The sequence below is a fragment of the Flavobacterium notoginsengisoli genome, assembly GCF_014207905.1.
GTDB lineage: Bacteria > Bacteroidota > Bacteroidia > Flavobacteriales > Flavobacteriaceae > Flavobacterium > Flavobacterium notoginsengisoli_A.
Genome location: NZ_JACHLB010000005.1, coordinates 291,028 through 316,699, shown reverse-complemented (window position 1 = coordinate 316,699; position 25,672 = coordinate 291,028). Strand labels below are relative to the sequence as shown.

The 25,672-nt window shown below is 32.3% G+C and carries 25 protein-coding genes; 7 read left to right on the top strand and 18 right to left on the bottom strand.

All coding sequences use genetic code 11. The features are described 5' to 3' along the window. Position 1: 1 nt before the first annotated feature. The 8 genes from HNP35_RS16520 to HNP35_RS16485 form a co-directional block, all read right to left on the bottom strand. On the bottom strand, positions 2–703 hold the full coding sequence (locus HNP35_RS16520) for a sulfite exporter TauE/SafE family protein (protein ID WP_184164562.1): 702 nt from the start codon (positions 701–703) through the stop codon (positions 2–4). Between the two features lie 7 nt (positions 704–710). Next, positions 711–1,160: a FixH family protein gene (locus HNP35_RS16515; RefSeq protein WP_184164559.1), complete on the bottom strand. Its 450-nt coding sequence runs from the start codon at positions 1,158–1,160 to the stop codon at positions 711–713. A gap of 12 nt (positions 1,161–1,172) precedes the next feature. After that, positions 1,173–2,591 carry a cytochrome c oxidase accessory protein CcoG gene (gene ccoG / locus HNP35_RS16510; protein ID WP_184164556.1) on the bottom strand — a complete coding sequence of 473 codons (1,419 nt, stop codon included), beginning with the start codon at positions 2,589–2,591 and terminating at the stop codon, positions 1,173–1,175. A gap of 16 nt (positions 2,592–2,607) precedes the next feature. Continuing rightward, positions 2,608–3,549, bottom strand: a complete 942-nt coding sequence (locus HNP35_RS16505; RefSeq protein WP_184164553.1) for a cbb3-type cytochrome c oxidase N-terminal domain-containing protein — start codon at positions 3,547–3,549, stop codon at positions 2,608–2,610. Position 3,550: 1 nt separating this feature from the next. Further along, positions 3,551–3,745, bottom strand: coding sequence for a CcoQ/FixQ family Cbb3-type cytochrome c oxidase assembly chaperone (locus HNP35_RS16500; RefSeq protein ID WP_184164550.1), 195 nt, complete (start codon positions 3,743–3,745; stop codon positions 3,551–3,553). 7 nt (positions 3,746–3,752) lie between these two features. Further along, positions 3,753–5,936, bottom strand: a complete 2,184-nt coding sequence (ccoN, locus tag HNP35_RS16495; RefSeq protein ID WP_184164547.1) for a cytochrome-c oxidase, cbb3-type subunit I — start codon at positions 5,934–5,936, stop codon at positions 3,753–3,755. A 2-nt stretch (positions 5,937–5,938) separates the two neighbouring features. After that, positions 5,939–6,130, bottom strand: coding sequence for a cbb3-type cytochrome oxidase assembly protein CcoS (gene ccoS / locus HNP35_RS16490; protein WP_091491194.1), 192 nt, complete (start codon positions 6,128–6,130; stop codon positions 5,939–5,941). A gap of 114 nt (positions 6,131–6,244) precedes the next feature. Further along, a complete protein-coding gene (locus HNP35_RS16485; RefSeq protein ID WP_184164544.1) occupies positions 6,245–8,632 on the bottom strand; it encodes a heavy metal translocating P-type ATPase in 2,388 nt (795 codons plus the stop codon). Positions 8,633–8,835: 203 nt separating this feature from the next. Here HNP35_RS16485 and HNP35_RS16480 point away from each other — a divergent pair, with 203 nt between their 5' ends. Next, positions 8,836–9,519 (top strand): Crp/Fnr family transcriptional regulator, encoded by a 684-nt coding sequence (locus HNP35_RS16480; RefSeq protein ID WP_184164541.1) that lies wholly within the window; start codon positions 8,836–8,838, stop codon positions 9,517–9,519. Here the strand turns inward: HNP35_RS16480 and mazG are convergent. The 3 genes from mazG to def form a co-directional block, all read right to left on the bottom strand. Then, positions 9,516–10,286, bottom strand: a complete 771-nt coding sequence (mazG, locus tag HNP35_RS16475) for a nucleoside triphosphate pyrophosphohydrolase (protein ID WP_184164538.1) — start codon at positions 10,284–10,286, stop codon at positions 9,516–9,518. The two genes, HNP35_RS16480 and mazG, sit on opposite strands and share 4 nt — an antisense overlap. 98 nt (positions 10,287–10,384) lie before the next feature. Further along, a complete protein-coding gene (locus HNP35_RS16470) occupies positions 10,385–10,873 on the bottom strand; it encodes a DUF5606 family protein (RefSeq protein WP_184164535.1) in 489 nt (162 codons plus the stop codon). A gap of 62 nt (positions 10,874–10,935) precedes the next feature. After that, a complete protein-coding gene (def, locus tag HNP35_RS16465) occupies positions 10,936–11,526 on the bottom strand; it encodes a peptide deformylase (RefSeq protein ID WP_109192716.1) in 591 nt (196 codons plus the stop codon). A 200-nt stretch (positions 11,527–11,726) separates the two neighbouring features. On the opposite strand from def, the gene HNP35_RS16460 reads away from it, so the two are divergent. Then, on the top strand, positions 11,727–13,949 hold the full coding sequence (locus HNP35_RS16460; RefSeq protein WP_184164532.1) for an FUSC family protein: 2,223 nt from the start codon (positions 11,727–11,729) through the stop codon (positions 13,947–13,949). A 41-nt stretch (positions 13,950–13,990) separates the two neighbouring features. Here the strand turns inward: HNP35_RS16460 and HNP35_RS16455 are convergent, their stop codons facing one another. The 3 genes from HNP35_RS16455 to HNP35_RS16445 all read right to left on the bottom strand — a co-directional run bounded on the left by HNP35_RS16455 (position 13,991) and on the right by HNP35_RS16445 (position 16,825). Continuing rightward, positions 13,991–15,484, bottom strand: a complete 1,494-nt coding sequence (locus HNP35_RS16455) for a malate:quinone oxidoreductase (RefSeq protein WP_184164529.1) — start codon at positions 15,482–15,484, stop codon at positions 13,991–13,993. Between the two features lie 126 nt (positions 15,485–15,610). Then, complete coding sequence (ruvX, locus tag HNP35_RS16450; protein WP_184164526.1) at positions 15,611–16,024, bottom strand: Holliday junction resolvase RuvX; 414 nt, start codon at positions 16,022–16,024, stop codon at positions 15,611–15,613. 171 nt (positions 16,025–16,195) lie between these two features. After that, positions 16,196–16,825: a PAS domain-containing protein gene (locus tag HNP35_RS16445; protein WP_184164523.1), complete on the bottom strand. Its 630-nt coding sequence runs from the start codon at positions 16,823–16,825 to the stop codon at positions 16,196–16,198. Positions 16,826–17,095: 270 nt separating this feature from the next. Between HNP35_RS16445 and HNP35_RS16440 the strand changes: the two genes are divergently transcribed. Next, positions 17,096–17,911: a 2,3,4,5-tetrahydropyridine-2,6-dicarboxylate N-succinyltransferase gene (locus HNP35_RS16440; RefSeq protein ID WP_184164520.1), complete on the top strand. Its 816-nt coding sequence runs from the start codon at positions 17,096–17,098 to the stop codon at positions 17,909–17,911. Positions 17,912–17,986: 75 nt separating this feature from the next. On the opposite strand, the gene HNP35_RS16435 is transcribed toward HNP35_RS16440, so the two are convergent. Then, positions 17,987–18,736, bottom strand: a complete 750-nt coding sequence (locus HNP35_RS16435; protein WP_184164517.1) for a glycosyltransferase family 2 protein — start codon at positions 18,734–18,736, stop codon at positions 17,987–17,989. Between HNP35_RS16435 and HNP35_RS16430 the strand changes: the two genes are divergently transcribed. The 3 genes from HNP35_RS16430 to HNP35_RS16420 all read left to right on the top strand — a co-directional run bounded on the left by HNP35_RS16430 (position 18,736) and on the right by HNP35_RS16420 (position 21,820). Further along, complete coding sequence (locus tag HNP35_RS16430) at positions 18,736–19,767, top strand: hypothetical protein (RefSeq protein WP_184164514.1); 1,032 nt, start codon at positions 18,736–18,738, stop codon at positions 19,765–19,767. The genes HNP35_RS16435 and HNP35_RS16430 overlap by 1 nt on opposite strands. Positions 19,768–19,970: 203 nt before the next feature. Continuing rightward, positions 19,971–21,038 carry a glycosyltransferase family 9 protein gene (locus tag HNP35_RS16425; RefSeq protein WP_184164511.1) on the top strand — a complete coding sequence of 356 codons (1,068 nt, stop codon included), beginning with the start codon at positions 19,971–19,973 and terminating at the stop codon, positions 21,036–21,038. A 5-nt stretch (positions 21,039–21,043) separates the two neighbouring features. Next, complete coding sequence (locus tag HNP35_RS16420) at positions 21,044–21,820, top strand: glycosyltransferase family 2 protein (protein ID WP_184164508.1); 777 nt, start codon at positions 21,044–21,046, stop codon at positions 21,818–21,820. A gap of 244 nt (positions 21,821–22,064) precedes the next feature. Here the strand turns inward: HNP35_RS16420 and HNP35_RS16415 are convergent, their stop codons facing one another. Further along, the gene (locus HNP35_RS16415; protein WP_184164505.1) at positions 22,065–22,835 is read right to left on the bottom strand and encodes a lipopolysaccharide kinase InaA family protein; all 771 of its coding nucleotides are present in this window, start codon (positions 22,833–22,835) and stop codon (positions 22,065–22,067) included. 15 nt (positions 22,836–22,850) lie between these two features. After that, positions 22,851–23,636 (bottom strand): DUF5672 family protein, encoded by a 786-nt coding sequence (locus HNP35_RS16410; protein WP_184164503.1) that lies wholly within the window; start codon positions 23,634–23,636, stop codon positions 22,851–22,853. A 212-nt stretch (positions 23,637–23,848) separates the two neighbouring features. Here HNP35_RS16410 and HNP35_RS16405 point away from each other — a divergent pair, with 212 nt between their 5' ends. After that, a complete protein-coding gene (locus HNP35_RS16405) occupies positions 23,849–24,409 on the top strand; it encodes an L-threonylcarbamoyladenylate synthase (RefSeq protein ID WP_184164500.1) in 561 nt (186 codons plus the stop codon). Positions 24,410–24,489: 80 nt separating this feature from the next. Here the strand turns inward: HNP35_RS16405 and HNP35_RS16400 are convergent, their stop codons facing one another. Continuing rightward, a complete protein-coding gene (locus HNP35_RS16400; RefSeq protein ID WP_184164497.1) occupies positions 24,490–25,614 on the bottom strand; it encodes a cysteine desulfurase family protein in 1,125 nt (374 codons plus the stop codon). Between the last annotated feature and the right edge of the window lie 58 nt (positions 25,615–25,672).

Below are 25,672 nucleotides of genomic sequence, written 5' to 3'. Positions count from 1 at the left end.
TTTAATGACAGTTGGGAGCCTGCTGTACAAAAAGACTCATATTTGAAGGAGAAATGTATGGAATTCCAAGTCCTAATCCTCTAAGGATAAACAAAACTCCAATAATTACAGCAACATACGGAATTGCCTTTTGAATCTTATTTCTGAAAGGCAATTTTAGTAATGAATTTACATATACTACAATTGTCATCAAAGGTATTGTCCCTATTCCGAATAAGAGCATATACAAAACACCAAAACCAGCACTTTGCATTGCAATTGCTCCAAACAGCGCTACATATACCATTCCGCAAGGAAGAAATCCATTTAGAAGACCAATCGTAAAAAGAGATTTATAACTCTTGTTTTTAAATTGAGCTCCAAGGTTTGATTTAATTTTAGATATGATTTTATAAATCGGTTTTGAAAAATTATAATTAGCAAATTTTTTCTCTGGAATCAAAACTACGATAATCATGATTACACCAATGATGATGGACATTTTCTGTTGTAATCCTGCTAGAAAAAAACCTCTTCCTAATAATCCAAATATTAATCCGATTGTGGCATAAGCTGTTAATCTTCCAAAATGATAGGTCAAAATCTGCGTTACTTTTTTGGCTTCATTTTGTCTGTCTACAGGAAGCATCATAGCAATTGGCCCGCACATGCCAACACAATGCAGACTACTGATAAGACCTAAAAAGAAAGCTGAAAACAACATTTTGCAATTAGTTTACGTAAATTACTTCTTTAGTTAAATATTTTTTGCCTTCATATTGCCATTCCATATTAACATCCCAACGTCCTTTTATTAATTTTTTCTGTGGAATAACAATAGAAGAATTTGTTAAGGCAATTTTGGTATTAAAGTCAAACTTTTTATTTGAAGGTCGGTATAACAAGATGTTGCCTTGTACTTTATCACTTTCAAATCCAGCAGGAAAAGTTACAGCTACTCCACTATCTGTATATTTGATTGAAGGTTTGTGCTGCAAATCGTGAGCGTTTTGAATTCTCGCCATTTCTTCCTGAAAATGCGTGTCGTGTTTATAGTATTCTTCGACAACCAAATCATTATCGTATTTAGAGTTTGATTGTACTTCAAAAACAAAATATAATATAAATGTCATAAACAATCCGAATGCAATGACGATTCCTGTGCCCCAATTAATTTTCATAATCTAAATATTTTAATTAAAACTGCGTGGTCCTAAGAAATTTGTTGATGTAGTTTCTATGAGTTCAGAACCATTGTAAACTCCTATTTTTACTTTTGTTTTATCACTTTCTAATAAAACTTCCTTTATTTCAATAAATAATGTTCCTTGAGAAATTCCTTCTTTGGCAACTTTAAAATGCTGTTTTCCAACATTTTTTATCTCACCTTTCTGATCAATTAACTCAAAATGAATATCATTGAAATCTTTCATTGTTTTGTTTACAATTTTATAAGTGTAAACGTTACTGATTTTATCCCCATTATGCTGAAATAACTGTCCTGGTAAACGCAAAACAACTGCCTGAACATCAGTTCTTAAAAACAGCATTCCAACAAAAATGCTTAATAAAATAAAGAGAACAGCTGTATATCCTTTCATTCTAGCTGTAAACTTGAAAGGTTCTTTTTTAGCAATTTCGTCTTCAGAAGCGTAACGAATAAGACCTTTTGGCAATCCTACAGATTCCATAATATGATCGCATTCGTCAATGCAAGCTGTACAGTTCGTGCATTCTAGCTGTGTTCCGTTCCTAATATCAATTCCCATTGGGCAGACATGAACACATTGAAGACAATCAATACAATCTCCTTTTCCTGTTAATGCTCTGTCTTCTTTTTTATTGAATTTTGCACGTCCTTCTTCTTTTTCTCCTCGTACAAAATCGTAAGCAACATTGATCGATTTATTATCTAAAAGAACACCTTGCAATCTTCCATAAGGACAAGCGATGATGCAAACCTGCTCGCGAAACCAAACGAATACAAAATAAAAGATTCCAGTAAAAATAAGAAGTGCTACAAAATTACTCGCTTGTTGAATTGGACCTTGTTCAATCATTAAAAACAATTTGTCGCTTCCAACTAAATAAGCCAGAAATACATTGGCAATAAGAAAAGAAATCACAAAGAAAATGGTCCATTTGAGGAGTCTTTTTCTAATTTTTTCTCCATTCCATTCCATTCTTGCCAGACGTGATTGAGAACCTCGATCTCCGTCTATCCAATATTCTATTCGGCGGAAAACCAATTCTAGAAATATAGTCTGCGGGCAAATCCAGCCGCAAAAAATCCTTCCGAAAACTACTGTAAATAACAGCACAAATACAACTCCAATAAGCATTGAAATTACAAAGAGGTAAAAATCCTGAGGCCAGAAAGGAAATCCAAAAATGTTAAAACGACGTTCTAAAACATTGAACATCATAAATTGATTTCCATTTATTTTAATAAACGGATTTATAAATAAAATAGCCAATAAAACATAACTGACAATTTTTCTATAATCGTAAAACTTACCAGACGGTTTTTTAGGGAAAATAAATTTCCGTTTACCACCTTCATCTATAGTTCCAATGGTATCTCTAAACGCTTCGTCTGGTAAATTTGACATGATATTTGTATTCTAATTATTTTTTAACTGTTGTGGTATCTTTTGTTGGTATAGCTGCTCCTGCATCAGTTTTTGGCGCACTATCATCAACCCAAACATCTCCTTCCGCTTCTTTCGGATCTTTTGGATTACTTCCTTGCAATGACAGAATATAACTTGCTACTTTCTGAATTTCTTTTGGCTTTAAGGTTCCTTTCCAGGAAATCATTCCTTTACCATCTCTACCTCCGTTTGTAATAGTATGGAAAAGGTTTTTAATTCCTCCTCCTAAAATCCAACGGTCATCTGTTAAGTTTGGTCCAATTTGTCCTCCGGCATCCGCTCTGTGGCAAGCTGCACAGTTTGTGGTGAAGATTTCTTTTCCTGCTGCTAGACTTGCATCATCTGTAAGTAAAACAACTGTCTTTTCATCCATTAAATCTGGAGCGGTTTTCAAATACTCTTCAACATCAATTTTTGCCTGAGCCATTTCTTTTTTCAGCTCCATTTCTTGATTATCAGCCCCAAGAACATCATAACGGATTACATAAATAACTCCGAAAATGATACAGATATAAAATAAATAGACCCACCAAGGCGGTAAATTGTTGTCTAACTCTTTAATTCCGTCATAATCATGATCCATTAAAATCTCACCTTCTTTTTCAATAGGTGATGTTCTTGTCAGCTTTTGCATTAGGTTTTTAAACCAAGTGCTTTCTTTTAAGCTTAGACTTTCTTCATATTCTTTTTTGGCTTTTTCTTCTGGTGTCATTAATTGATACATGACACGATTTACAGCACTAAGTGTAATCTCAATAGCAATCAAAATGAATAAGAAGGCAAATAAGAATACCGAAATCATTGGAAATTTTACAAACGCTGGCCTATCTCCTGAGTCAACAAAATATTCCATTAAACCAAAGACAATGAAGAAAATCAATGGTACTCTAACATATACTGGGAAAAACTTTTTCATTTTATCTGTCTTTTGTAATTACACTAAGTCCTTCATCTAAAGGGATGTTACTCATTTCCTGAATTTTATCTTTTTTATAAGAGAATACCCAAACGCCTAATCCTACAAAAAAGAAGAAGAAAATCAAGAGGGAAATAATCGGGTATAATTCTACACCCGATATTGTTTCCATATTGTGTTTTATTTGTTCGAACATAATGCTGTTATTTAGTTTCTTTTACTTTAATATCAGTACCAAGTCTTTGAATGTAAGCAATCAAAGCAACGATTTCTCTTTCGTTCATTGGAACGAATTTCTCTCCTTTTGCAGCCGCTTTTTTACGGCTGTCTTCATAGCTTTTTACAAAGTCAGGATCGCTTTCTAAACTCTTCTCTATTTTAACAGCCTGAGTCCTTAAAGTTTTCTCAGCATTGGCAACATCTTCAGGAGTATATGGTACACCTAAAGTAATCATAGCCTGCATTTTCTTTTGTGTCAATGAAATATCAAGCGGTTTGTTATCAAATAGCCATTTATATCCTGGCATAATTGATCCTGCAGATGTACTTTGCGGATTCCACATGTGGTTAAAGTGCCAGTTATCATTGTATTTACCTCCAACTCTCAATAAATCAGGACCTGTACGTTTTGATCCCCATAAGAATGGATGATCGTAAACAAACTCTCCCGCTTTTGATTGCACTCCGTAACGTTCGACTTCACTTCTGAATGGTCGAACGGATTGTGAGTGACATCCCACACAACCTTCTCTGATATATAAATCACGTCCTTCCAATTCTAAAGGTGTGTATGGTTTTACACTTGAAATAGTCGGAATATTTGATTTTACCATAATTGTTGGCACAATCTGAATAATACCACCAATTAAAATCGCGATTGTAGCTAAGATTGTTAATTGGATTGGTTTTCTTTCTAACCAAGAGTGGAATTTCTCTCCTCTTACTCTTCCGCTACTGATTCTTTGTAAAGCAGGAGCCTGAGCTAATTCATCTTCAACTGGAGAACCTTGTTTAACTGTCATGATAATGTTGTAAACCAATGTCAGCATCCCCACTAAGTACAAAGTACCTCCGATAGCTCTCATCCAATACATTGGCATAATAGCGGTTACAGTTTCAAGGAAGTTACCGTAAGTTAAAGTTCCGTCCGGATTAAATTGTTTCCACATAGATGCTTGTTGAAAACCAGCCACATACAACGGAATTGTATAAACAATAATACCTAAAGTTCCAATCCAGAAATGGAAGTTTGCCAATTTTTTAGAAAACAAATTTGTTTTTGTCATTCGTGGAATTAACCAGTAAATAATCGCAAACGACATGAAACCATTCCAAGCTAAAGCTCCAACGTGAACGTGAGCAACGATCCAGTCTGTATAGTGCGCAATAGCATTTACATTTTTAAGAGAAAGCATCGGTCCTTCAAACGTTGCCATACCGTAACCTGTAATTGCTACTACAAAGAATTTTAAAACTGGTTCTTCACGAACCTTGTCCCATGCACCTCTTAGCGTTAAAAGTCCGTTAATCATACCTCCCCAAGATGGAGCGATTAGCATTACTGAGAAAGCTACTCCTAAATTCTGTGCCCAGTTTGGTAATGCAGAATATAACAAGTGATGAGGTCCTGCCCAGATATAGATAAAGATTAAAGACCAAAAGTGGATAATTGATAATCTATAAGAATAAACAGGCCTGTTGGCAATCTTTGGCACAAAATAGTACATTAATCCTAAAAACGGAGTCGTTAAGAAGAATGCTACCGCGTTGTGTCCGTACCACCATTGCACTAATGCATCCTGAACACCGGCATAAACGGAATAACTTTTTAAACCGGAAACCGGAATTTCGATATTATTAAAAATATGTAGTACCGCTACTGTTACGAATGTTGCGAGATAAAACCAGATTGCTACGTACAAGTGGCGCTCCCTACGGCGTAACATGGTACCAATCATGTTGATTCCCATTACCACCCAAATTAAAGCAATTGCAATATCGATTGGCCATTCTAATTCTGCATATTCTTTAGAAGAAGTATAACCTAACGGAAGTGTAATTGCTGCAGCTACAATAATTAACTGCCATCCCCAGAAATGAAGATTACTTAAGAAATCACTAAACATTCTGGCTTTTAACAATCTCTGCATAGAATAATACATTCCGGCAAAAAAGGCATTACCCACAAAGGCAAAAATAACAGCGTTGGTGTGTAATGGTCTTAAACGGCCGTAGCTAAGCCACGAGATCCCATCTGTAATGTTGGGAAAAAGGTACATTACCGCGAGGGTAAGTCCCACTAACATACCCACAACTCCAAAGAGTATTGTGGCGTAAATGAATTTTTTTACAATTTTGTTGTCGTAATAAAACTGTTCCATTTCCATAATTATACTTGTTTTTCTTCGATTGGTGAATTATTATTTTGGGAAATAATTTTGGTCTCATCGTCAAAAAGAATTCTGACTGAAGGTGTATAATCGTCGTCGTACTGGCCAGATTTGACAGCAATAATGAAAGCAATGAAGAAACAAATTGCTACGAAAATACTTACTGAAATTAAAAGATAAATAACACTCATACCGTAAATTTATGTTAACAAAATTACTAGGCAATCGGCGTTTAAAATATGATAATTATCATGGTCAAAGAAGAATAATAAAATTAAAAAAAATATCTTTTCAATTATTTAAAATTATTCTAAATTACTCTTACTGAAATAGTTAGACATAAAAGTAACGAAGCTGACGATGGTAATTGTACTCAACGGCATAATGATAGCAGCAACCAACGGAAGAAGGTTTCCTGTGACTGCAAATGCCAGTCCAATAACGTTGTAGAGCAATGATAAGCCAAAACTCATTTTGATGATAAAAATCGCCTTATGAGAAAGCTTTAAAAAGTAATTCAAACGTGAAAATTCTGAAGCATCTAAAATAGCATCGCAAGCTGGCGAAAAAACATTTACATTTTCTGAAATCGAAATTCCGACATTACTTTGTGCCAAAGCTCCGGCGTCATTCAAACCATCTCCAACCATCATAACATTCTTTCCCTTTTCTTGAAGTTGTTTAATAAATTCGAGTTTCTGATCTGGTTTTTGGTTGAATACTAGTTCGGTATTTTTAGGAAGAATCGCTTCTAAGTTAGCTCTTTCTCCATCATTATCTCCGGAAAGCACTTTGATTTCGTAATCTTTATTCAGTTTTGAAAAAAGAGTTTCCAATCCTTCTCTATACTGGTTTTGAAAAACAAATCTTCCAAAATAAATTCCATCAATTTTAATGTGTAAAGCCGTTTTTTCAATTTCTGAACCATCAGAAACCAAATTACCGACAAATTGTCCTGAACCAATTTTAATCTCTTTATTTTCGGCAACAGCCAAAATTCCTTTTCCAGTAATTTCTTGAAATTCAGAAATATTAACTCGTTTTGTTTCGGGTAAAAAGTCGTAAAGCATTCTGCTTAAAGGATGATTTGAAGCACGTAAAACATTCTTAATCAAAACAATATTTTCATCAGAAATAACATTTCCCTCATATAAAATGTTCGATTTTTTATTGGTTGTAATAGTTCCTGTTTTATCAAAAACAATCGTGTCAACTTTTGCTAATTGTTCAATTACCACAGCATTTTTTAAATAGAATTTTTTCTTTCCTAAAATTCTCAAAATATTACCAAAAGTAAACGGAGCCGTTAATGCCAATGCGCACGGGCAAGCCACAATTAAAACTGCTGTAAAAACATTAAAAGCAATATTGGCATCTATAGAAATCCAGTAACCAAAACCAGCAAATGCAATCATCAATAAAATAGGGGTAAAATAACGGCTAATTGCATCTGTAATGGTTTTGTGTTTTTGATCTACTTTTTTCTGAAAGATTTCGTTACTCCACAATTGAGTCAAATAACTTTGAGAAACAGAATGCAAAACCTCCATTTCGATTACTTTTCCAATCTGTTTTCCGCCTGCAAAAACTTTATCTCCTGATTTTTTAGTAATTGGAACCGCTTCTCCCGTCACAAAACTATAATCAATTTCGGCGTTTTCGCTGATTAAAATTCCATCAACCGGAATCAATTCCTGATTACGAATCAATAAACGATCACCTTTTACAACATCATAAATCGCAACATTATCTTCTGAAGCGTCTTTATTGATTTTAGTAACGGCAATTGGAAAATAGGATTTAAAATCTCTTTCAAAACTTAGAAAACTATATGTTTTAGTTTGGAACATTTTTCCTAAAAGCATAAAGAACACTAAACTTGCTAAACTGTCAAAAAAACCAGGTCCGTGATCCATAAGCATATCGTAGGTGCTACGAACAAACATTACGATAATTCCCAACGCAATTGGAATATCAATATTGAACATTCGAGTTCTTATACTGTGATAAGCAGAAACGTAATAGCCGCTTGCTGAATATAAGAAACTTGGTAAGGCTAAAAGAAATATTAATAATCGGAAGAACGGTTTGTAGCTATCTAACCAAAATTCTTTCATTTCGAAATACTCAGGAAACGAAAGCAGCATAATATTACCAAAACAGAAAAAAGCGACACCCAATTTATAGGTTAAACTTCTGTCTACTTTTGTTTTTCCTGTTTCGTAATTTTCTAAACTAATGTAAGGTTCATAACCAATTGAACTCAACAAATACACAATTTCTTTTAGAGAAACTGTTTCTGAATTAAAGGTAATTCGAACTCTTTTTTCATGGAAATTAACCTGAGAAATGCTAATTCCAGGCTGTAATCGGTTTAGATTTTCTAGAATCCAAATACAAGAACTGCAATGGATATGCGGAATATTTAAAGAAACAATAGCAGTGTTTCCTTCATGAAATTCCAATACTTTTGATAGTATGGCTTCATTATCTAAAAAATCGTATTTACCTGCAATGTCTTGTGGTGTGGCACCAGGCGATTTTTCAAAATCATAATAAGAGGCTAAATCGTTAAGACTGAAAATTTCGTAAACCGTTTTACAGCCTGCACAACAAAACTTCTTATCATCAAACTCAATTTCTTCATTTTGTTCAATAGATAAACCACAATGAAAACAACTTTGCTCCCTCATAAACTTGTTTTTATTTGTCGCAAATTTCCAATTAAAGCACAATTATTAAGATGATAATTGTCATGTTCTATTGAAATTGAACTCTAAATTTAATAAAAATAAAAGCGTCAAATAAACCCAAATTCTTATTTATAATAATTTTACCGTCTAATAATGTCAAAAAGTCTTAAATATCCTTATTTTTGCATCAAACAAATATTGTCATGAATAAATGTGATCAATGCATTGTACGCCAGTTAAGTTCGTTAAAAGCCCTTAATAAAGAGGAGATTATAAAATTAGCGAACAGTAAAACCACTTACAAAGTAAAAAAAGGGGAAGCTCTTTTTGAGGAAGGTGAAGTTACAAACGGTGTTTTCTGTGTTAAAGATGGTGTTGGAAAACTTTCCAAATTGAGTGCAAATGGCAAAGATCAGATTGTAAAACTGGTAAAATCTGGTGAACTTCTTGGACAGCGTTCGATGATTAGCAATGAGCCTGCTAACTTAACGGCTAAAGCTATCGCAGATATGGAAGTTTGTTTTATTCCTAAAACTGAAATCATCAATTTCTTTAACAGCAACAATCAGTTTTCTTTAAACATGATGCAATCTGTTTGCGAGGATTTGAAAGAATCTGAAAATGAAAAAATTGCCTTAGTCCAAAAAACAGTCAAACAAAGATTAGCAGAAACTCTGCTTCATTTACATGACGAATTTGGCGAAGACACAGACAAAACGCTTAAAGTTCAATTAACTAGAGAAGAATTGGCTGGAATTATTGGTACAGCTACGGAAAGTTGTATTCGTCTTTTATCTGATTTTAATAAATCTAACCTAATTGAATTAGTTGGAAAAAAAATCAAGCTTAAAGACGTTCGTGCTTTAAAAAAATTAGCCGATAATTAAAGTTTTTTCGCTTCATTCCAAAAGACATCCATTTCTGTAAGCGTCATATCTGATAAAGATTTTCCTAATTCGCCCGCCTTACTTTCTAAGTATTGAAAGCGTTTAATGAATTTTTTATTGGTTCTTTCTAAAGCATCTTCTGGATTGACATTTAAAAATCGGGCATAATTGATCATTGAGAATAAAACGTCCCCAAATTCATCTTCAATTTTATCTTGATTTCCAGATTGCACTTCTTCTTGCAATTCTTGTAGTTCTTCTTGAACTTTATCCCAGACTTGATGCGGTTCTTCCCAGTCAAAACCAACTCCTTTTACTTTATCTTGAATTCTGCTTGCTTTAACTAATGCAGGAAGACTTCTTGGAACACCTTCCAAAACAGATTTTTTTCCTTCTTTGAGCTTTAATTTTTCCCAGTTTTGTTTTACTTCTTCTTCATTTTCAACTTTTACATCTCCGTAAATGTGCGGATGACGATGAATTAGTTTTTCGCAGATTTCATTGCAAACATCGGCAATATCGAAATCATTGGTTTCACTTCCTATTTTGGCATAAAAGACGATATGCAGTAAAAGATCTCCCAATTCTTTTTTAACTTCATTTAAATCATTATCCAGAATAGCGTCGCCCAGTTCGTAAGTTTCTTCGATTGTTAAATGTCTCAATGTCTGCAGGGTTTGTTTTTTATCCCACGGGCATTGCTCACGAAGTTCATCCATGATATTCAACAATCTCTCAAACGCTTTTAATTGGTTTTCTCTACTCATTTTTGAAGTTATTTATATTAAACTCGATAATGTAAAATTAAAAAATCCTGCCAAGAAAACATCTTAACAGGATATTATATATTTAAAAAGAAAAGTTTTTATTCTTCTTCTTTTTTAGCTTTTGCTTTTTTAGCAGCTGGAGCTTTCTTAGGTTTTTCTGCAGCAACTGGAGCTTCTTCTTTTGGTTCTTCAACTGCTGGAGCTAAATCTGTAACCAAACCTTTAGCTTGAAGTGTGTTATACCAATTTAATACTTTTTTAATATCAGACGGATAAACTCTTTCTTCGTCATAAGTAGGAAGAATTTCTTTGAAATATGCAGCCAAAGTAGCGTTGTCTTCTTTATGAGAAATTGCTTGACCTTTGTTTTCTTTAACGGCAATCTGCTGCATTACTTCAGTTAACGGTTTCTCACCTTCATAAGTATAAATCGAAATTTCAGACAATAAACTTACATTGCTTTTTAGATTTACAGTAATCTTCTTCCCATCAATTAATGATTCCGCCACAAAACCTGTACGAGTTTGAACTTTCAATTCGTATAAACCTGGTTTTCCTGAAATGGCTAAAATTTTCGTTAAATTCATTTTTATTAAAATTTGTATTAAGAATTTGCTTTATTTTTTTTTCTAAAGATACTCTAGAAATTTTATCTTCCTTTTTTTGCTGCAAAAAACTTCATTCTATATTCCTGAAACGTTTTTCCTTCAGTAATATTTTTTAGTTTCTTTTGAATCAGACGTTTTTTAAGAGAAGAGATTTTGTCTGTAAACAAAATTCCTTCAATATGATCGTATTCATGCTGAATAACTCTAGCTATTAAACCATCAAATACTTCTGTTTTCATCACGAAATCTTCTTCACAGTATTCTATTGTTACCGTTGGTTTTCTGTAAACATCTTCGCGTACATCTGGAATACTTAAACAGCCTTCATTAAAACCCCATTCTTCACCTTCTTCTTTTACGATTTTAGCATTTATGAATGTTTTTTTGAAACCTTTCAAATCTTTTTGTTCTTCTGACGGAAGATCTTCATCATCGCTAAAAGGAGTTGTATCAATAACAAACAAACGAATTGGAAGGCCAACTTGCGGTGCCGCAAGCCCCACTCCGTACGCATTATACATAGTCTCGTACATATTTGCGATCGTTTCTTTTAGGTTTGGATATTCTGGCGTAATGTCCTGCCCTACTTTTCTTAAAACTGGATCACCGTATCCTACAATTGGTAAAATCATTTGTTTTTGTTTATATTTTTAAGCTGTAAAAAACAGAATTAAAGTTCTGATAATTCAGCTGGCAAAAATAGTAAAAAATAGTCAATGAATAATTCTTATACTATTTTATATCATATTTTTTCCTCAACGTTAGAAATCTCAGCTATAATTATGCCAAAATCACTCTTACAATTCTTACCTTTGCTAGTAAACCTCTCTTTATGTTTGATAAAATTTCAAAATTCACGAACAGTACCTCGTTTTTCAATGCTTCCAAAGTAACTATCGCTTCTGTTGTTCCTGTTTTGGTTTTAAATTTTTTGGGTCATTTTGAAATTGGTTTCACTATTGCGCTTGGAGCATTTTACACATATCCTAGTGATATTCCGAGTTCTCTTAGCCACAAAATTAAAGGATTAATTGCTGCATCTTTTATCGTTTCGGGAGTAAATTTATTAGTAAATCTCGTTTACCCTTATCCTTTTCTATTTTATATCTTTTTAGGATTTTTGTTATTTCTCTGCTCGATGATTTCGGTGTACGGACAACGTGCAACTTTAATCTCTTTTTCGGCATTATTATCAATTTCACTTTCGTTTGGGCATTTGCATGAAGGCTGGGAAGCTTTTGAATATTCAGGTTTTATTTTTATTGGAGGAATTCTATATTTAATTGTGTCGCTTGTTTTTCATTTTGTACAGCCTTATAAATATGTAGAACTGCAAATTGCAGAAGGAATAAAACTGACAGCAAAATATCTAAAGTTAAGAGGAGATTTATGGAGTCCCGAAGCAAATAGAAGAGCCATTATTGAAAAACAATTGGCTGTTCAAGTTGATTTAAATCTTATTCACGAGGATTTAAGAAAATCATTGATTGGAAATCAGAATGCATCTGGAATTACGAGTCAGAACCGAAAAATGCTTTTGGTTTTTATTACTTTGGTTGAAATTCAAGAACTAGCGCTTTACACTTCTTTTGACCATAGTAAACTTCATGAGAAATTTGCTAAGCATCCGGATGTTTTGAGAACGTATCAAAATGTGGCTTACAAACTAGCTTCTACTTTAAAAAAACTTTCTAAAAATGTTCGTCATATTAGTGTCTATGTTGACAAACATGATTTGAAAAATGAATTAGACGCTCTCGAATTTGCTATTTTTGATTACGAAAAAACATTAGGCAAAGAAGAAGCTGCAGAAGGCGTTTTGATGCTGACAAATATGCTCAAATACGCCAAAAATCAGGTTGGAAAAATCAAAATTATTCAGCGAGCATTTTCTTTGGCAATGCAATCTTATAAATTAAAAGACAAAGACAAGGAACTTGAAAAATTCTTGACTCCACAATATTATCCTTTGCGTACTTTAATTGAGAATTTAAGCTATTCTTCTTCAATTTTCAGACATTCTATAAGGTTAACCATTACTATTTTGATTGGATTTTTCCTCGGACAAGTTCTTCCATTTCAAAACGTTTATTGGATTTTACTAACAATAGTTGTGATCATGCGTCCAGGTTACGGACTAACAAAAGAGCGTTCTTACAATAGAATTTTCGGAACCGTTTTGGGTGGTCTGATAGCTTTTGGAATTGTATCGGTAATTCAAAATCACGTTGCTTTAAGTATTTTCTCCATCATTTGTATGCTTTTGGGAATTTCTTTTACCCAAATCAATTATAAAATCAGTGCTACGTTTGTGACAATGTATGTTGTTTTTATTTATGGAATTTTAACTCCAAACATAAACGAAGTAATTCAATATAGAATATTAGATTCGCTTGCAGGCGCAATTCTAGCTTTTATTGCCAATCATTTTTTATGGCCAGCTTGGGAATTTATTAATACACCTATCCATATCGAAAATTCAATTCGTGCCAACAGAGCTTATCTGAAAGAAATTGCAGATTTCTACAATAAAAAAGGAGAAGTTCCCACATCTTATAGATTGGCAAGAAAAAATGCTTTTGTTGAAATTGGTAATTTGATGACTTCTTTTCAGCGAATGATGCAGGAACCAAAATCGAAGCAAAAAACAATGCCTTTAGTAAACAAATTAGTGGTTTTAAACCATTCTTTACTATCTGCTTTGGCTTCACTTTCGACCTATATACAATCGCACCAAACGACTTCTGCTTCAGAGTCATTCAATTATATTATCAAGACAATTTTAGCGAATCTTGATCATGCTATTGCAGTTTTAAGAAATGAAGTGATTTTGAAAGATACCTTTTTTGAAAAAGAAGACGTGACTTTACAATTTGAAGAATTAAAAAGAAAAAACTTCACGCGTCTTGCCGAAGATGACGATTTGGATAAAGAAACGCGTCAAGCCAAAATGCAAGAAGCTTCTATGGTTATTGAACAATTAATCTGGATGAGTAATCTTGCCGAAAAAATTCTAAAAAACACAACCGACCTAAAAGCAACAAATCCAGATTAATTCATCTGGATTTGTTTTTTATTCTAATATGTACAGAAGCTTTATTTTATTTTCAAAACTTCTGCTGTATGTTTTCTAAGCTCTGCTAAAAGCTCTGGTTTTTCATTTAACTTTTGGCCGTAAGAAGGAATCATTGTTTTTAATTTCGCTTCCCATTCTGGTGTTTTAATTTGATTTGCAAAACATCTGCCAACCAAATCAACCATAATACCAACCGCTGTAGAAGCTCCTGGAGAAGCACCCAATAAAACAGCCAAAGTTCCGTCGTGCGTATTAATAACTTCTGTTCCAAATTCTAACACACCGCCTTCTTTCTCATCTTTTTTGATAACCTGAACACGTTGACCTGCTTTTTCTAATTTCCAATCTTTAGAACGAGCTGTTGGAAGATATTCGCGTAAAGCTTTCATTCTGTCTTTTGGAGACTGACGAACTTGCTCAATCAAATACTTTGTTAATGGAATATTATGATATCCAGCTGCCAACATCGGAATTAAGTTATTTGCTTTAATCGATAAAGGCAAATCTAAATAAGATCCATTTTTAAGGAAACGAGTTGAGAATCCTGCAAATGGACCAAAAAGAAGTGCTTTTTCTCCGTCAATTACACGAGTATCAATATGAGGAACAGACATTGGAGGAGCTCCAACGCTAGCTTTTCCGTAAACTTTTGCAGCGTGTTTTGCAATTACTTCTGGATTTGTACACTTCAGCCATTGTCCACTTACTGGGAAACCTCCGTAACCATTTCCTTCTGGAACGTTTGCTTTTTCTAATAAAGGTAAAGAACCTCCACCAGCACCAATAAATACAAATTTAGTGTAAGCTTTACGTTTTTTTCCTGTAGACAAATCTGTAATTTTTATTCTCCAAGATTTATCTTCACGCTGTCTTAATTTCTTAACCTCATGATTAAAAAACAAAGAAACACCGTCTAATTTTTCTAAATAATTGAACATACTTCTTGTTAAAGCACCAAAGTTCACATCGGTACCAATTTCCATATGTGTTGCAGCTAATTTTTCATCAGCATTACGTCCTTCCATTACCAGCGGCATCCATTTTTGAAGCTGCTCAAAATCGGTACTGAAAGTCATATCAGCAAAAATCGGATTGCTTTGAAGTGCGTCGAATCTCTTTTTTAAATAATCAACGTTTTTGTCACCCCAAACAAAACTCATATGAGGAACGCTCTTAATAAAATTATCTGGAGAAGGAACTTTATTTTCCTGCACTAAGTAAGACCAAAACTGACGAGAAATCTCAAATGATTCTGCAATACTTATTGCTTTTTTAGGATCTATGCTTCCGTCTGCCTTTTCTGGAGTATAATTTAATTCACAAAAAGCAGAGTGTCCGGTTCCTGCATTATTCCAAGCATCAGAGCTTTCTGCGGCAGCAACATCTAATCTTTCGTAAATTTCAATTTTTATATCTGGTTGTAATTCTTTCAAAATTACTCCGAGAGTGGCACTCATTATTCCAGCGCCAATGAGTACTACATCACTATTTGAACGTATGGTTTCGTCAGGCATAACAGTATTTTTATTTAAAGTGCAAAGGTACTTTTTTAATTGCAAAAAAAAACTAATTTTTACATGATAAAAGTTAGGAATTTCTAAAAACCTTTAAATTATAAACAAAAAATACGTCGTACAGCGTTATTTTTTTGAAGAAAGATAATCTTGAAGCATAATTGTAGCAGAAATTTCGTCTATCAATCCTTTATTCTGACGTTGCTTTTTATTTAAGCCACTGTCAATCATAGTTTGAAATGCCATTTTTGAAGTAAATCGCTCGTCTACTCGTATTATCTTAATTTCTGGAAAGACATTAGCAAAATGTTTAGCAAAACCATTAATCACAGAAGCGCTTTCTGAAGGAAGTCCATTCATTTGTTTGGGTTCGCCAATTAAAACAGCTTCAACCTTTTCTTTTGCGAAGTAATCTTTCAAAAAATCAGTCAAAGTATTTGTTGGAATTGTTGTTAAACCTGAAGCGATAATTTGCATTTCGTCTGTAACTGCAATTCCTGTGCGTTTTTGTCCGTAATCTATAGAGAGTATTCTTGGCATTTTTTTTAAGTTTTCAGCAAATTTACTTCAAAATATATTCATGATTTTATTTCAACTAGATAAATGCGATTTATTTTGATTAATATTAAAGAATAAACCAAAAATCCGCCTTGAAAGATTCAAGACGGACTTTCTATCCAAATATTCAAAAACCTAAAAAATAACTTCAATTTATCTTCCAAACAATCGGCTGAAAAAGCCTCTATGTTCCTCTTCTTCCTCGCTTTCTTCTTCTACATAATTAGAAAATTTAGCCTGAGATTTTTCATGCTCAAAAATCAATTCCTTAATATACTCCACATAAGTTCTCTTTTTTTCTTCTAGAAAACCAATCAAGTATTTTTCGCTAAATTCAACTCCGCTAGCTGCTTCAATTTGCAGTAACTTTTTGTACAAAGGTTCAATATGAACTGCAATTACTTCTTGCGGAACAGCTTGTCTTCTGGCAAAATAATTCACAATAACATCATTTTCGTCGCGAGCAATATCGAAATCTGTAATTACCCAATAATATCTACCCGATTTTGCAAGGTTTTTTACAATAGCATGGAAGTTTTTTCCGTTTTTAAGATTCTCCCAAAGCACCTTAAAAATTACTTTCGGCATATCGGGATGGCGAATAATGTTATGTGGCTGCCCCATTAATTCGTAATCTTCATAACCGCAAACGTCTACAAAAACTTCATTTGCATATTCTATAATACCAAAGGCATTTGTTTTACTCATAATAACTCGGGTTTTATCCCAAGCCACTTCTTTGTCAATTATTACTTTGTTTTGAAACTGATTTTCTTGATTCATATTTACTGCTTATATGATTATTTTGTTTGAATGGAATGTTTTTCAACAGAGCGAAATTAGGCAGAACAAAAAGCATAAAATCTGATTTTTGTCATATTTTGCCACAAAAAAAACTTTTAGAGGTGGCTTATGAAAATTTCTAAAAATCAAATCTCAGTTCTAAAAAGACTTTACAAATAAGAAACAAAAAGTTAAATCTGTAACATTTTCGAGTCGTTTTGCTTTTTTGGATTTCTACAAATACGTTATCTTTGCCAAAAATTTAAACGTATGAATTCTTTACAGACTATAATTGAACAAGCTTGGGAAAACAGAGCTTTATTGCAAGAAACTACAACAACTGATGCCATTAGAGAAGTAATCGAATTGGTAGACGCAGGAAAATTACGTGTTGCTGAACCAGTTGGTGACAAATGGCAAGTAAACGAATGGGTTAAGAAAGCAGTTGTAATGTATTTCCCAATTCAAAAAATGGAAACATGGGAATCTGGTATTTTCGAATATCACGACAAAATGTTACTAAAAAGAAATTATGCAGAAAAAGGAATTCGTGTAGTACCAAATGCTGTTGCTCGTTACGGCGCTTATATTTCTAGTGGTGTTATCTTAATGCCAAGTTATGTTAATATTGGTGCTTATGTTGATGAAGGAACAATGGTTGACACTTGGGCAACTGTTGGAAGCTGTGCTCAAATTGGTAAAAACGTACACTTAAGTGGTGGTGTTGGTATTGGTGGTGTACTTGAGCCATTACAAGCTGCTCCAGTTATTATTGAAGATGGTGCTTTTATCGGATCTCGTTGTATCGTGGTTGAAGGTGTTCACGTTGGTAAAGAAGCAGTTCTTGGTGCTAATGTATGTTTGACAGCTTCTACTAAAATTATCGATGTTACTGGTGATGAGCCAGTTGAAATGAAAGGTTTTGTCCCAGCTCGTTCTGTAGTTATTCCTGGAAGCTACACTAAAAAATTCGCAGCAGGAGAATATCAAGTTCCTTGTGCTTTAATCATTGGAACTCGTAAGCCATCTACAGATTTGAAAACTTCTTTAAACAATGCACTTCGTGAATATGATGTTGCAGTTTAATACTTTATAGTATATAAATTTTCAATTTTTAAAAATCCAAATTCCAATTGATTATCCTAGGAATTTGGATTTTTTTTATCTATTATTTCTTTGAAGTTTTATTAGTTTTGCATACTTCATGTACGAAAAAAAGGCTTGAATCATTGCTATTGATAAACCATCAATGCCATTAAAAATACCTTTTTTAAAGAAATAACAACGTACAAAAGCAACAGTACCGTTAAGAATAGGTTTAAAAGCATTTATTCTTTTTCCTTGATCAAACAATTGTTGTGCATGCCAGCTAGAATATTGATTTTTCTTCGCAATAATTTGATCTAAAGAATCCCAACCATAATGAAGTATATGTACAGCTACTTCCTTATCATTTTGAGTAATTATCTTTTGGTGCACTTTTGAATTAGATGGATGCGCAGTTTTTCTGTTAAAAAAACGAACTTTACGATCGGGATACCATCCTGAAAAATCAATGAGTTTATCTGCTAAAAAGTTTTTCACCCTAAAACTGTAAGCATCATAGTTTCCTTCTAGATACTTTTTATTCAATATAAATTGTTCTGCATCTTTATCTAGAAACTCATCTGCATCAAGATTAAGAATCCAATCATTTTTGCAATAAGGCAGACCATGTGTCCTCTGAGGTCCGTCTCCTAAAAAAGTTTGCCTAATAACTTTAGCACCTTTTTTTTCAGCTATTTCAACTGTGTTGTCTTTACTAAATGAATCAACAACTATTACCTCTTCACAAACTTTCAATAAAGCATCTATACATTTGCCTATATTCTTTTCTTCATTAAAAGCAATCACTAAACCACTAATTTTCATTGTATTTTTCTTACAAAAATATAATATTTATATTACTTTTGAGTAAAATAAATAATATTATTCTTACAATGAAAATTACAATCATTAGCCATGACAATTGGGGTTATAACCATAATATTGTCACAGCCCTTGAAAAACGAGGACACATAGTAAATCATATAGATTTTAATACTTTTAAATATAAGTATCCTAATTTCTCTTATCGTATTTATAATTTCTTTTTAAAATTGCTATTTAAGAAAAACATTAAAAACATTCATTTTGGAAAAGAAATAAATAATCGATTAGAAGCATTGGGGCAAATTCAGGATGTGATTTTAACCATTAAAGGTGATTTTATTGATCCACAAAAAATTTTAGACTTTAAAAAATATACTAAAAAATCAATAGCTTTTTTTAATGATAATATTTATCGATGTCCAAAAATAATCCGAGTGCTTCCCTATTTCGATGAAGTCTATTCATTTGAAAAAGAAGATTGCGAAAAATACAACCTAAAATTTATTACAAATTTTATCTACAAAGAATCAAAATTGGATCTATCAAAAAGCTATAAATATGATATTTTCAATATAAGTTCAAAAGACAATAGATTTAGAACCATCTCTAAAATTGCGGAAAAATTGATAAACCTTGGTATTACATCTAGAATTATTGTTTATGATCGAAAGAATAAAACAAAAAATCCCAATATTGAATTCATATCAGAATACATTCAAATCAATGAGGTTAATGAATTTATAAATGACACTAAATTTCTTTTAGATATTCATAGACAAAAACAAAATGGATTAACTTTTAGAGTATTTGAAAGCTTGGGGCTTCAAAAAAAATTAATTACCACAAATCCTAATATTGTTCACTACGATTTTTACAATCCGAATAACATATTAGTTATTAACGAAGAAAATGTGCATTTTGACAGTGATTTTTTTTCTTCTCCATACGAGCCAATTCCTGAGGATATTTATGTAAAATATACTATACAAAATTGGATAGAAACAGTTTTTGATTTACACAACAATTCGTAATTTCAATAAGTCTCTAATAATTAATATTCTAAAAAGGATTAATAATATAATTAACTTAAACTTTATTCACGATTAAAAATATGTTTTAAACAAAAAAGAGTTATTCTTATTTTATTTGTTCAAATTCCTTTCTGAAAAATGATTGAGATTTGATTTTTTTTGCTTCAATTTGCAAGATCTTATTTAAAATACCACTTTAATAAATGAAGATACTTGTAATCCAACAAAAAATGATTGGAGATGTTTTGGTGAGCAGCATTATTTGCAACAACCTAAGAATTGCTTATCCAAATGCTCAGATAGATTATCTGGTTTATTCTTTAACAACCCCAGTTTTAGAAGGAAATCTTAATATTAACAACATTATTTTGTTTGAAGAAAAACATCGAAATAGTAAAAAAGAACTTTTAAAATTGGGGCTTCAACTCAGAAAAGAAAATTACGATATACTAATTGATGCTTATTCAAAACTAGAAAGTTGGGTTTTGGTTTTATTGAGTAATGCAAAAAGAAAAATCTCTTATAAAAAACCTGGAAGAACATTTTTATACACTGACAATGTTCCGTTTGAACCTTTTCCTAAAACTAATCTCGGACTTGCAATAGAAAGAAGACTTTCTTTATTAGAACCTCTTGATCTTAAAATAGAAATTAATCCAATTCCGAAATTGTTTGTTTCTGAAAAAGAAAATCAAGATGCGATTGCACTTTTTGAAAAACACCAGGTCAAAAAAGACAGAAAAACAATTATGATAAGTCTTTTAGGCAGTGAAAAACTTAAAACTTATCCGCTAGATTTTATGTCGAAAGTAGTAGATTATGTTGCAGACAATGCCGACGTAAATATTCTTTTCAATTATTTTCCGAAACAATTGGAAGAAGCAAAAACTGTTTTTAACGCCTGTAAACCTTCGACACAAAACAAAATTTATTTTGATTTACTAGGCGGTGATTTAAGATCTTTTATTGGTTTAGTAAATCAATGTGATGCTATTATAGGAAATGACGGTGGCGCTATAAATATGGCAAAAGCTCTAGACAAACCTTCTTTTATTATTTTCTCACCTTGGATCGAAAAGAAAATCTGGGCTACTTTTGAAGACGGAATTCATCACCTTTCTGTTCATTTAAAAGATTATCGTCCGGCGTTGTTTGAAAACAAAACAGAAAAAATGCTTAAAAAAGAATCGCTTTCTTTATATGAAAAATTTTTACCTGATTTTTTTGAAGATAGTATCAAATTGTTTTTAAAACAAAACGGCTTTAATTAAGGACAATGGTTTCTTCAGAAAAACAACTATTATCGGCATTAATCATTACCCGCAATGAAGAGCAAAACATTCAATCTGTTTTGGAAAATCTTATATTTGCTAACGAAATTATTGTGGTTGATTCTTTTAGTTCAGACCGAACATTTGAGATTGCATCATCTTTCAAAAATGTAAAAGCTGTACAGCATTCTTTTGAGAATTTTGCTTCTCAGCGCAATTACGCTATAAGTTTAGCTTCAAATTCGTGGATTCTTTTTATTGATGCGGATGAAAGGGTAACTCCGAATCTTAAAAACGAAATTGAAACGGTTATTAATGAAGAAAATAAAGCTGTTGCATATTTTATGCATCGAACCTTTATGTTTAAAAACAAAAGATTACGTTTCAGCGGTTGGCAGACGGATAAAATTATTCGTCTTTTTAAGAAAGAAAATGCTTTTTACAATCACGAAAAAATCGTTCATGAAAAACTGATTATAGATGGTGAAGCAAGAAAATTAAAAAATAAATTAATTCACTTTTCTTACTCCACCTTTGATGATTATAAGGAAAAAATGATTTTTTACGGAAAATTGAAGGCTCAGGAAGAATTAGCAAAAAATACCAAACCTAATCTCTTTCATTTTTATATTCGTCCAGCTTACCAATTTCTAAATCAATTTGTGATTCGTTTAGGTTTTTTAGATGGCAGAAAGGGTTTGACAATTTGCTATTTAAATGCTTTGAGTGTTTCTGTTCGTTTTCAAGAACTTAAAAAAATCAGGATTTCGAAGCAACTATAGCATATTGAAGATAGAAAATATCCCATTGTGCAAAAAAGGACAAAATATTCAATAAGTAAGGCTTTAATGATTTTGTTTTATTAATTCCTTCATGCGTTTTTACATCTCGAAACGCATTTTACTATAATAAGAATCCGACTTATTATCGTAGTTCGTTTGTATAAAAAAATAACACAAGAACAACTATTCTTCTATTGATAAATTGAAAATCTTATCGTTAAAAAGTATAGAAAATATAAATTTATTAGGATTTCCAGAACTTAAGTTTCTTTTTTAATCTTTTCTTTTTAGCAAAGCTTTCTTGAAAATCTACTGTCGCGTTCCACATCTTCTCAAAAATTTCAGTTTCGCTTTTTTCCTTGTAAAATTTAGAATACTCATTGCTCATTACCGCAATCATCTCTTTTTTAGGTGTTAAACGTCTAAAATTATTCATTCTTTGCTCAAAATCCATTTGATTATGAAAATTCATTCGGTTTAAATCAACCAAATAGAATGCATAATTATTTTCGTCTATTTTCTTAATCAAAGTATTTCCTGGGGAATGATCTAAAAACTCTACTCCTTTTTCGTGAAGATCAAAACAAAATTTAGTAAACTGTCTTAAAATTTTATCATGCTCTTGAAAATCAGGAATTTCTACAAGTTCTCTAAAGGTTAATTCTGTTACCAAATGTTCGCTTACATAATAACTGTCTTTTAAACCTATGAAATTAAAGTTTTCAAGAAATGCAAGAGGCGCTGGGGTTCCAATTCCTTTTTCTAGTAGAATTGTAGCGTATTCAAAAGAACGTCTCGCTTTTGACTTTCTAAAATACTTGTAGGCAATTTTGTTTATTAGATTAGGAACTTTAAACGATTTAATATTAATCGTTTTTCCGTCCAATTCGAATAATTTAATTTTATTACGATCACCGTTGCCAAAAAGTTCACCAGAAGTTTTAAAATTCTGAATAAAACCAAGAATATCTTTCTGTTGTTCTTTTTCAGCAGCGCATTTAAATTTTGTAATCATATACAATTAAGCAATTTAATATTGGTTTATTATAGGTTTCCAAAAGTCAATTACCTTTGGTTTATTGATAGCGTGGCAGCCAAAAGGAAGTTCATTATTCGTCAATTTCATTGCCAAGTTTGGTTTACGATCCATCGCAAAATATACAGCTTCCTTATAATCAGGAATTTTAAAATTCGGATTAAATTCTATAGCTTTCAATGACCAGAAAACATCTTCTATCGCATAGATTTTCTTTTCGCTTTCATTTAGAATTGTCGATATAAATTGTTGCTGTTGTTTGGTAATTTCATAATGCGATGCTACTTTTCGTAAAGAAAACCCTCCGTTGCCTACTTTAAAGAAAGTCTGCTCGCGTGCATTTTTCTTTTTAGATCGAAATAGCCTTGCCACTTTATTAAAAATATTCATTCCGAAAGAATCTGTAGATGTTGCAATCCAAGGCGCACCAATATAATCATAATCTTTTTGACACCATTTCATCAAATCGTCTCTAAAAACAAAAGCATCCAGCTGATAAATTAAAATATATTCTGAATCTAAAAAACTTTCATAAAAAACCGAAGATAACAGCAATTCATTATAACCATCAATTGTAGCAAAATAATGTTTAGAAAAACTTTTAAAGCTTAAATCATTAAATTTCTCTGTCAAATAAGCACAATTTAATCCTTCTGGATGTACGATTACAATTTCATAATCTTTTAAAACTTTACAGCATTGCAAAAACGATTTTTCTTCAAGTTCTCCAAAATATTCCTTGTAAACAGGAATAACTATTTTTGCTGTTTTTTTATCCATGTAGCATTTATAAGATTATTTAACATCTGAGAAGCAATAAAGTAAAACACAAATCTCTTAATGATATTGTCTGTTTTTCCTGACCTCCTTCTATCTTTAGCAACAAAAATAATCTTATAAATCACAAAAACTTAATTATTGTCAATTAAATTTAAACTTTTTACCAAGTAGAAAGATTATTTTTGCAATTGAATTCTATATTGCCCTTTACAATGAACGAAGAAATAATTAAAGCATACGAAGTAATCAAAGAAGGCGGAATCATTCTTTACCCCACCGATACCGTTTGGGGAATTGGCTGCGATGCTACCAATGCCGATGCGGTTGCCAAAATCTATAAATTAAAACAACGCGCAGAAACACAAAGCATGATTGTTTTGATGAATGGTGAAAAAATGATTTATAATGTTTTTAAAAACATTCCCGAAGTTGCTTGGCAGATTTGGGATTTATCTGAAAAACCAACTACTTTGATTCTTGATGACGCTAGAAATGTTGCCGCAAATATAATCGCAGCCGATAAATCATTGGGAGTTCGATTGGTAAAAGAACCTTTCTGCTACAAATTGATGGAAAGAATGAAAAAGCCATTAGTTTCAACTTCAGCTAATATTTCTGGCCAGCCAACACCACAAAGTTTTAAAGACATAAGTCCAGAAATCATAAATGGAGTAGATTACGTCGTGAAATTAAACCAAGATAAAATCAACGGAAAATCTTCTACGATTATCAAATTAACAAACGATTCGCAGGTAAAAGTGATTCGTAAATAGTTTTTTTTGTTTCAGGTTTCAAGTTTCAAGTTTAATCCAGAACATGAAACCTGAAACTTGAAACTTGAAACAAAAAACCTTTAAACAGTTTTCAAACTTTCAATAAGCCAATCGATATCTTCTTTAGTGTTGTAATGACTAAATGAAATTCTGAGATTTGGTAATTTTAAATCTGCTTCCGAAAGCATTTCGTTTAAAACATGAGAAGGTTTTATGCTTCCAGATTGGCAAGCGCTTCCTCTAGAAACTGCAATTCCTTTCATATCTAAAGCAAAAAGTAACATCGAAGTTTTGTCTGATGAAAAAGGCAGAATTATATTGATGATATTATAAAAATCGTCTTTTTTCCCGTTAATTCTAAAATCTGGAAAATGTTTTTCTAATTGATCGATCAAGTAGTTTTTTAATTCTGAAATATAGGCTCTTTCTTCCTCTAATTTTTCATAAGAAATAGACAAAGCTTTTGCCATTCCAGCAATTTGATGCACAGCTTCTGTTCCCGCGCGTAGTCCTTTTTCCTGTTCTCCACCAAAAAGCAAAGGTTGTAAACCAGAATTTTTTCGAACAAAAGCAAATCCAATTCCTTTTGGTCCGTGAAATTTATGCGCACTAGCCAAAATAAAGTCAACTGGAGTCTTTTGCAGATCGATTTCTGTTTTCCCGACAGACTGAACCGTATCCGAATGAAATAAAGCGTTATATTGCTTGCAAATCAATCCAACGCGATCTAAATCTAAAATAGCACCAGTTTCATTATTTACATGCATTAAACTCACCAACGTTTTCTTTTCATTAGAAAGCAAATTGGATAAATGTGTCAGGTCTAAACTTCCGTCGGCATTTACATTTACATAATCGACCTGAATATTATATTCTTCTTTAAGGACCCAAACCGTATGCAAAACGGCATGATGTTCTATTTTGGAAGTAATAATTCTTTCAATTTTTAAATCTTCTACCGCCGAGCGAAGAATCCAATTATCAGCTTCGGTTCCGCCAGACGTAAAAATGATTTCTTGCGCCGTACAGTTTAAATGTTTAGCAATACTTTTTCTTGAAAGCTCTAAGATTGTTTTACCGTTTCGTCCGAAACTATGTGTAGAAGATGGATTTCCATAATCCTCCAACATTACTTTTGTCATTTCCTGAACTACTTCAGGACGCATTGCAGTTGTTGAGGCGTTATCTAGGTATACTTTTTTCATTACTGCAAAGTTAAGAAATATCAATTGTCAAATCTTAAATATCATTTGGCAATTTTTT

What these genes read in the sequence shown, in the direction of transcription:
- HNP35_RS16520 (WP_184164562.1), bottom strand. Translation starts at nt 703, where the DNA reads ATGTTGTTTTCAGCTTTCTTTTTAGGTCTTATCAGTAGTCTGCATTGT.
- HNP35_RS16515 (WP_184164559.1), bottom strand. Translation starts at nt 1,160, where the DNA reads ATGAAAATTAATTGGGGCACAGGAATCGTCATTGCATTCGGATTGTTT.
- ccoG (WP_184164556.1), bottom strand. Translation starts at nt 2,591, where the DNA reads ATGTCAAATTTACCAGACGAAGCGTTTAGAGATACCATTGGAACTATA.
- HNP35_RS16505 (WP_184164553.1), bottom strand. Translation starts at nt 3,549, where the DNA reads ATGAAAAAGTTTTTCCCAGTATATGTTAGAGTACCATTGATTTTCTTC.
- HNP35_RS16500 (WP_184164550.1), bottom strand. Translation starts at nt 3,745, where the DNA reads ATGTTCGAACAAATAAAACACAATATGGAAACAATATCGGGTGTAGAA.
- ccoN (WP_184164547.1), bottom strand. Translation starts at nt 5,936, where the DNA reads ATGGAAATGGAACAGTTTTATTACGACAACAAAATTGTAAAAAAATTC.
- ccoS (WP_091491194.1), bottom strand. Translation starts at nt 6,130, where the DNA reads ATGAGTGTTATTTATCTTTTAATTTCAGTAAGTATTTTCGTAGCAATT.
- HNP35_RS16485 (WP_184164544.1), bottom strand. Translation starts at nt 8,632, where the DNA reads ATGAGGGAGCAAAGTTGTTTTCATTGTGGTTTATCTATTGAACAAAAT.
- HNP35_RS16480 (WP_184164541.1), top strand. Translation starts at nt 8,836, where the DNA reads ATGAATAAATGTGATCAATGCATTGTACGCCAGTTAAGTTCGTTAAAA.
- mazG (WP_184164538.1), bottom strand. Translation starts at nt 10,286, where the DNA reads ATGAGTAGAGAAAACCAATTAAAAGCGTTTGAGAGATTGTTGAATATC.
- HNP35_RS16470 (WP_184164535.1), bottom strand. Translation starts at nt 10,873, where the DNA reads ATGAATTTAACGAAAATTTTAGCCATTTCAGGAAAACCAGGTTTATAC.
- def (WP_109192716.1), bottom strand. Translation starts at nt 11,526, where the DNA reads ATGATTTTACCAATTGTAGGATACGGTGATCCAGTTTTAAGAAAAGTA.
- HNP35_RS16460 (WP_184164532.1), top strand. Translation starts at nt 11,727, where the DNA reads ATGTTTGATAAAATTTCAAAATTCACGAACAGTACCTCGTTTTTCAAT.
- HNP35_RS16455 (WP_184164529.1), bottom strand. Translation starts at nt 15,484, where the DNA reads ATGCCTGACGAAACCATACGTTCAAATAGTGATGTAGTACTCATTGGC.
- ruvX (WP_184164526.1), bottom strand. Translation starts at nt 16,024, where the DNA reads ATGCCAAGAATACTCTCTATAGATTACGGACAAAAACGCACAGGAATT.
- HNP35_RS16445 (WP_184164523.1), bottom strand. Translation starts at nt 16,825, where the DNA reads ATGAATCAAGAAAATCAGTTTCAAAACAAAGTAATAATTGACAAAGAA.
- HNP35_RS16440 (WP_184164520.1), top strand. Translation starts at nt 17,096, where the DNA reads ATGAATTCTTTACAGACTATAATTGAACAAGCTTGGGAAAACAGAGCT.
- HNP35_RS16435 (WP_184164517.1), bottom strand. Translation starts at nt 18,736, where the DNA reads ATGAAAATTAGTGGTTTAGTGATTGCTTTTAATGAAGAAAAGAATATA.
- HNP35_RS16425 (WP_184164511.1), top strand. Translation starts at nt 19,971, where the DNA reads ATGAAGATACTTGTAATCCAACAAAAAATGATTGGAGATGTTTTGGTG.
- HNP35_RS16420 (WP_184164508.1), top strand. Translation starts at nt 21,044, where the DNA reads ATGGTTTCTTCAGAAAAACAACTATTATCGGCATTAATCATTACCCGC.
- HNP35_RS16415 (WP_184164505.1), bottom strand. Translation starts at nt 22,835, where the DNA reads ATGATTACAAAATTTAAATGCGCTGCTGAAAAAGAACAACAGAAAGAT.
- HNP35_RS16410 (WP_184164503.1), bottom strand. Translation starts at nt 23,636, where the DNA reads ATGGATAAAAAAACAGCAAAAATAGTTATTCCTGTTTACAAGGAATAT.
- HNP35_RS16405 (WP_184164500.1), top strand. Translation starts at nt 23,849, where the DNA reads ATGAACGAAGAAATAATTAAAGCATACGAAGTAATCAAAGAAGGCGGA.
- HNP35_RS16400 (WP_184164497.1), bottom strand. Translation starts at nt 25,614, where the DNA reads ATGAAAAAAGTATACCTAGATAACGCCTCAACAACTGCAATGCGTCCT.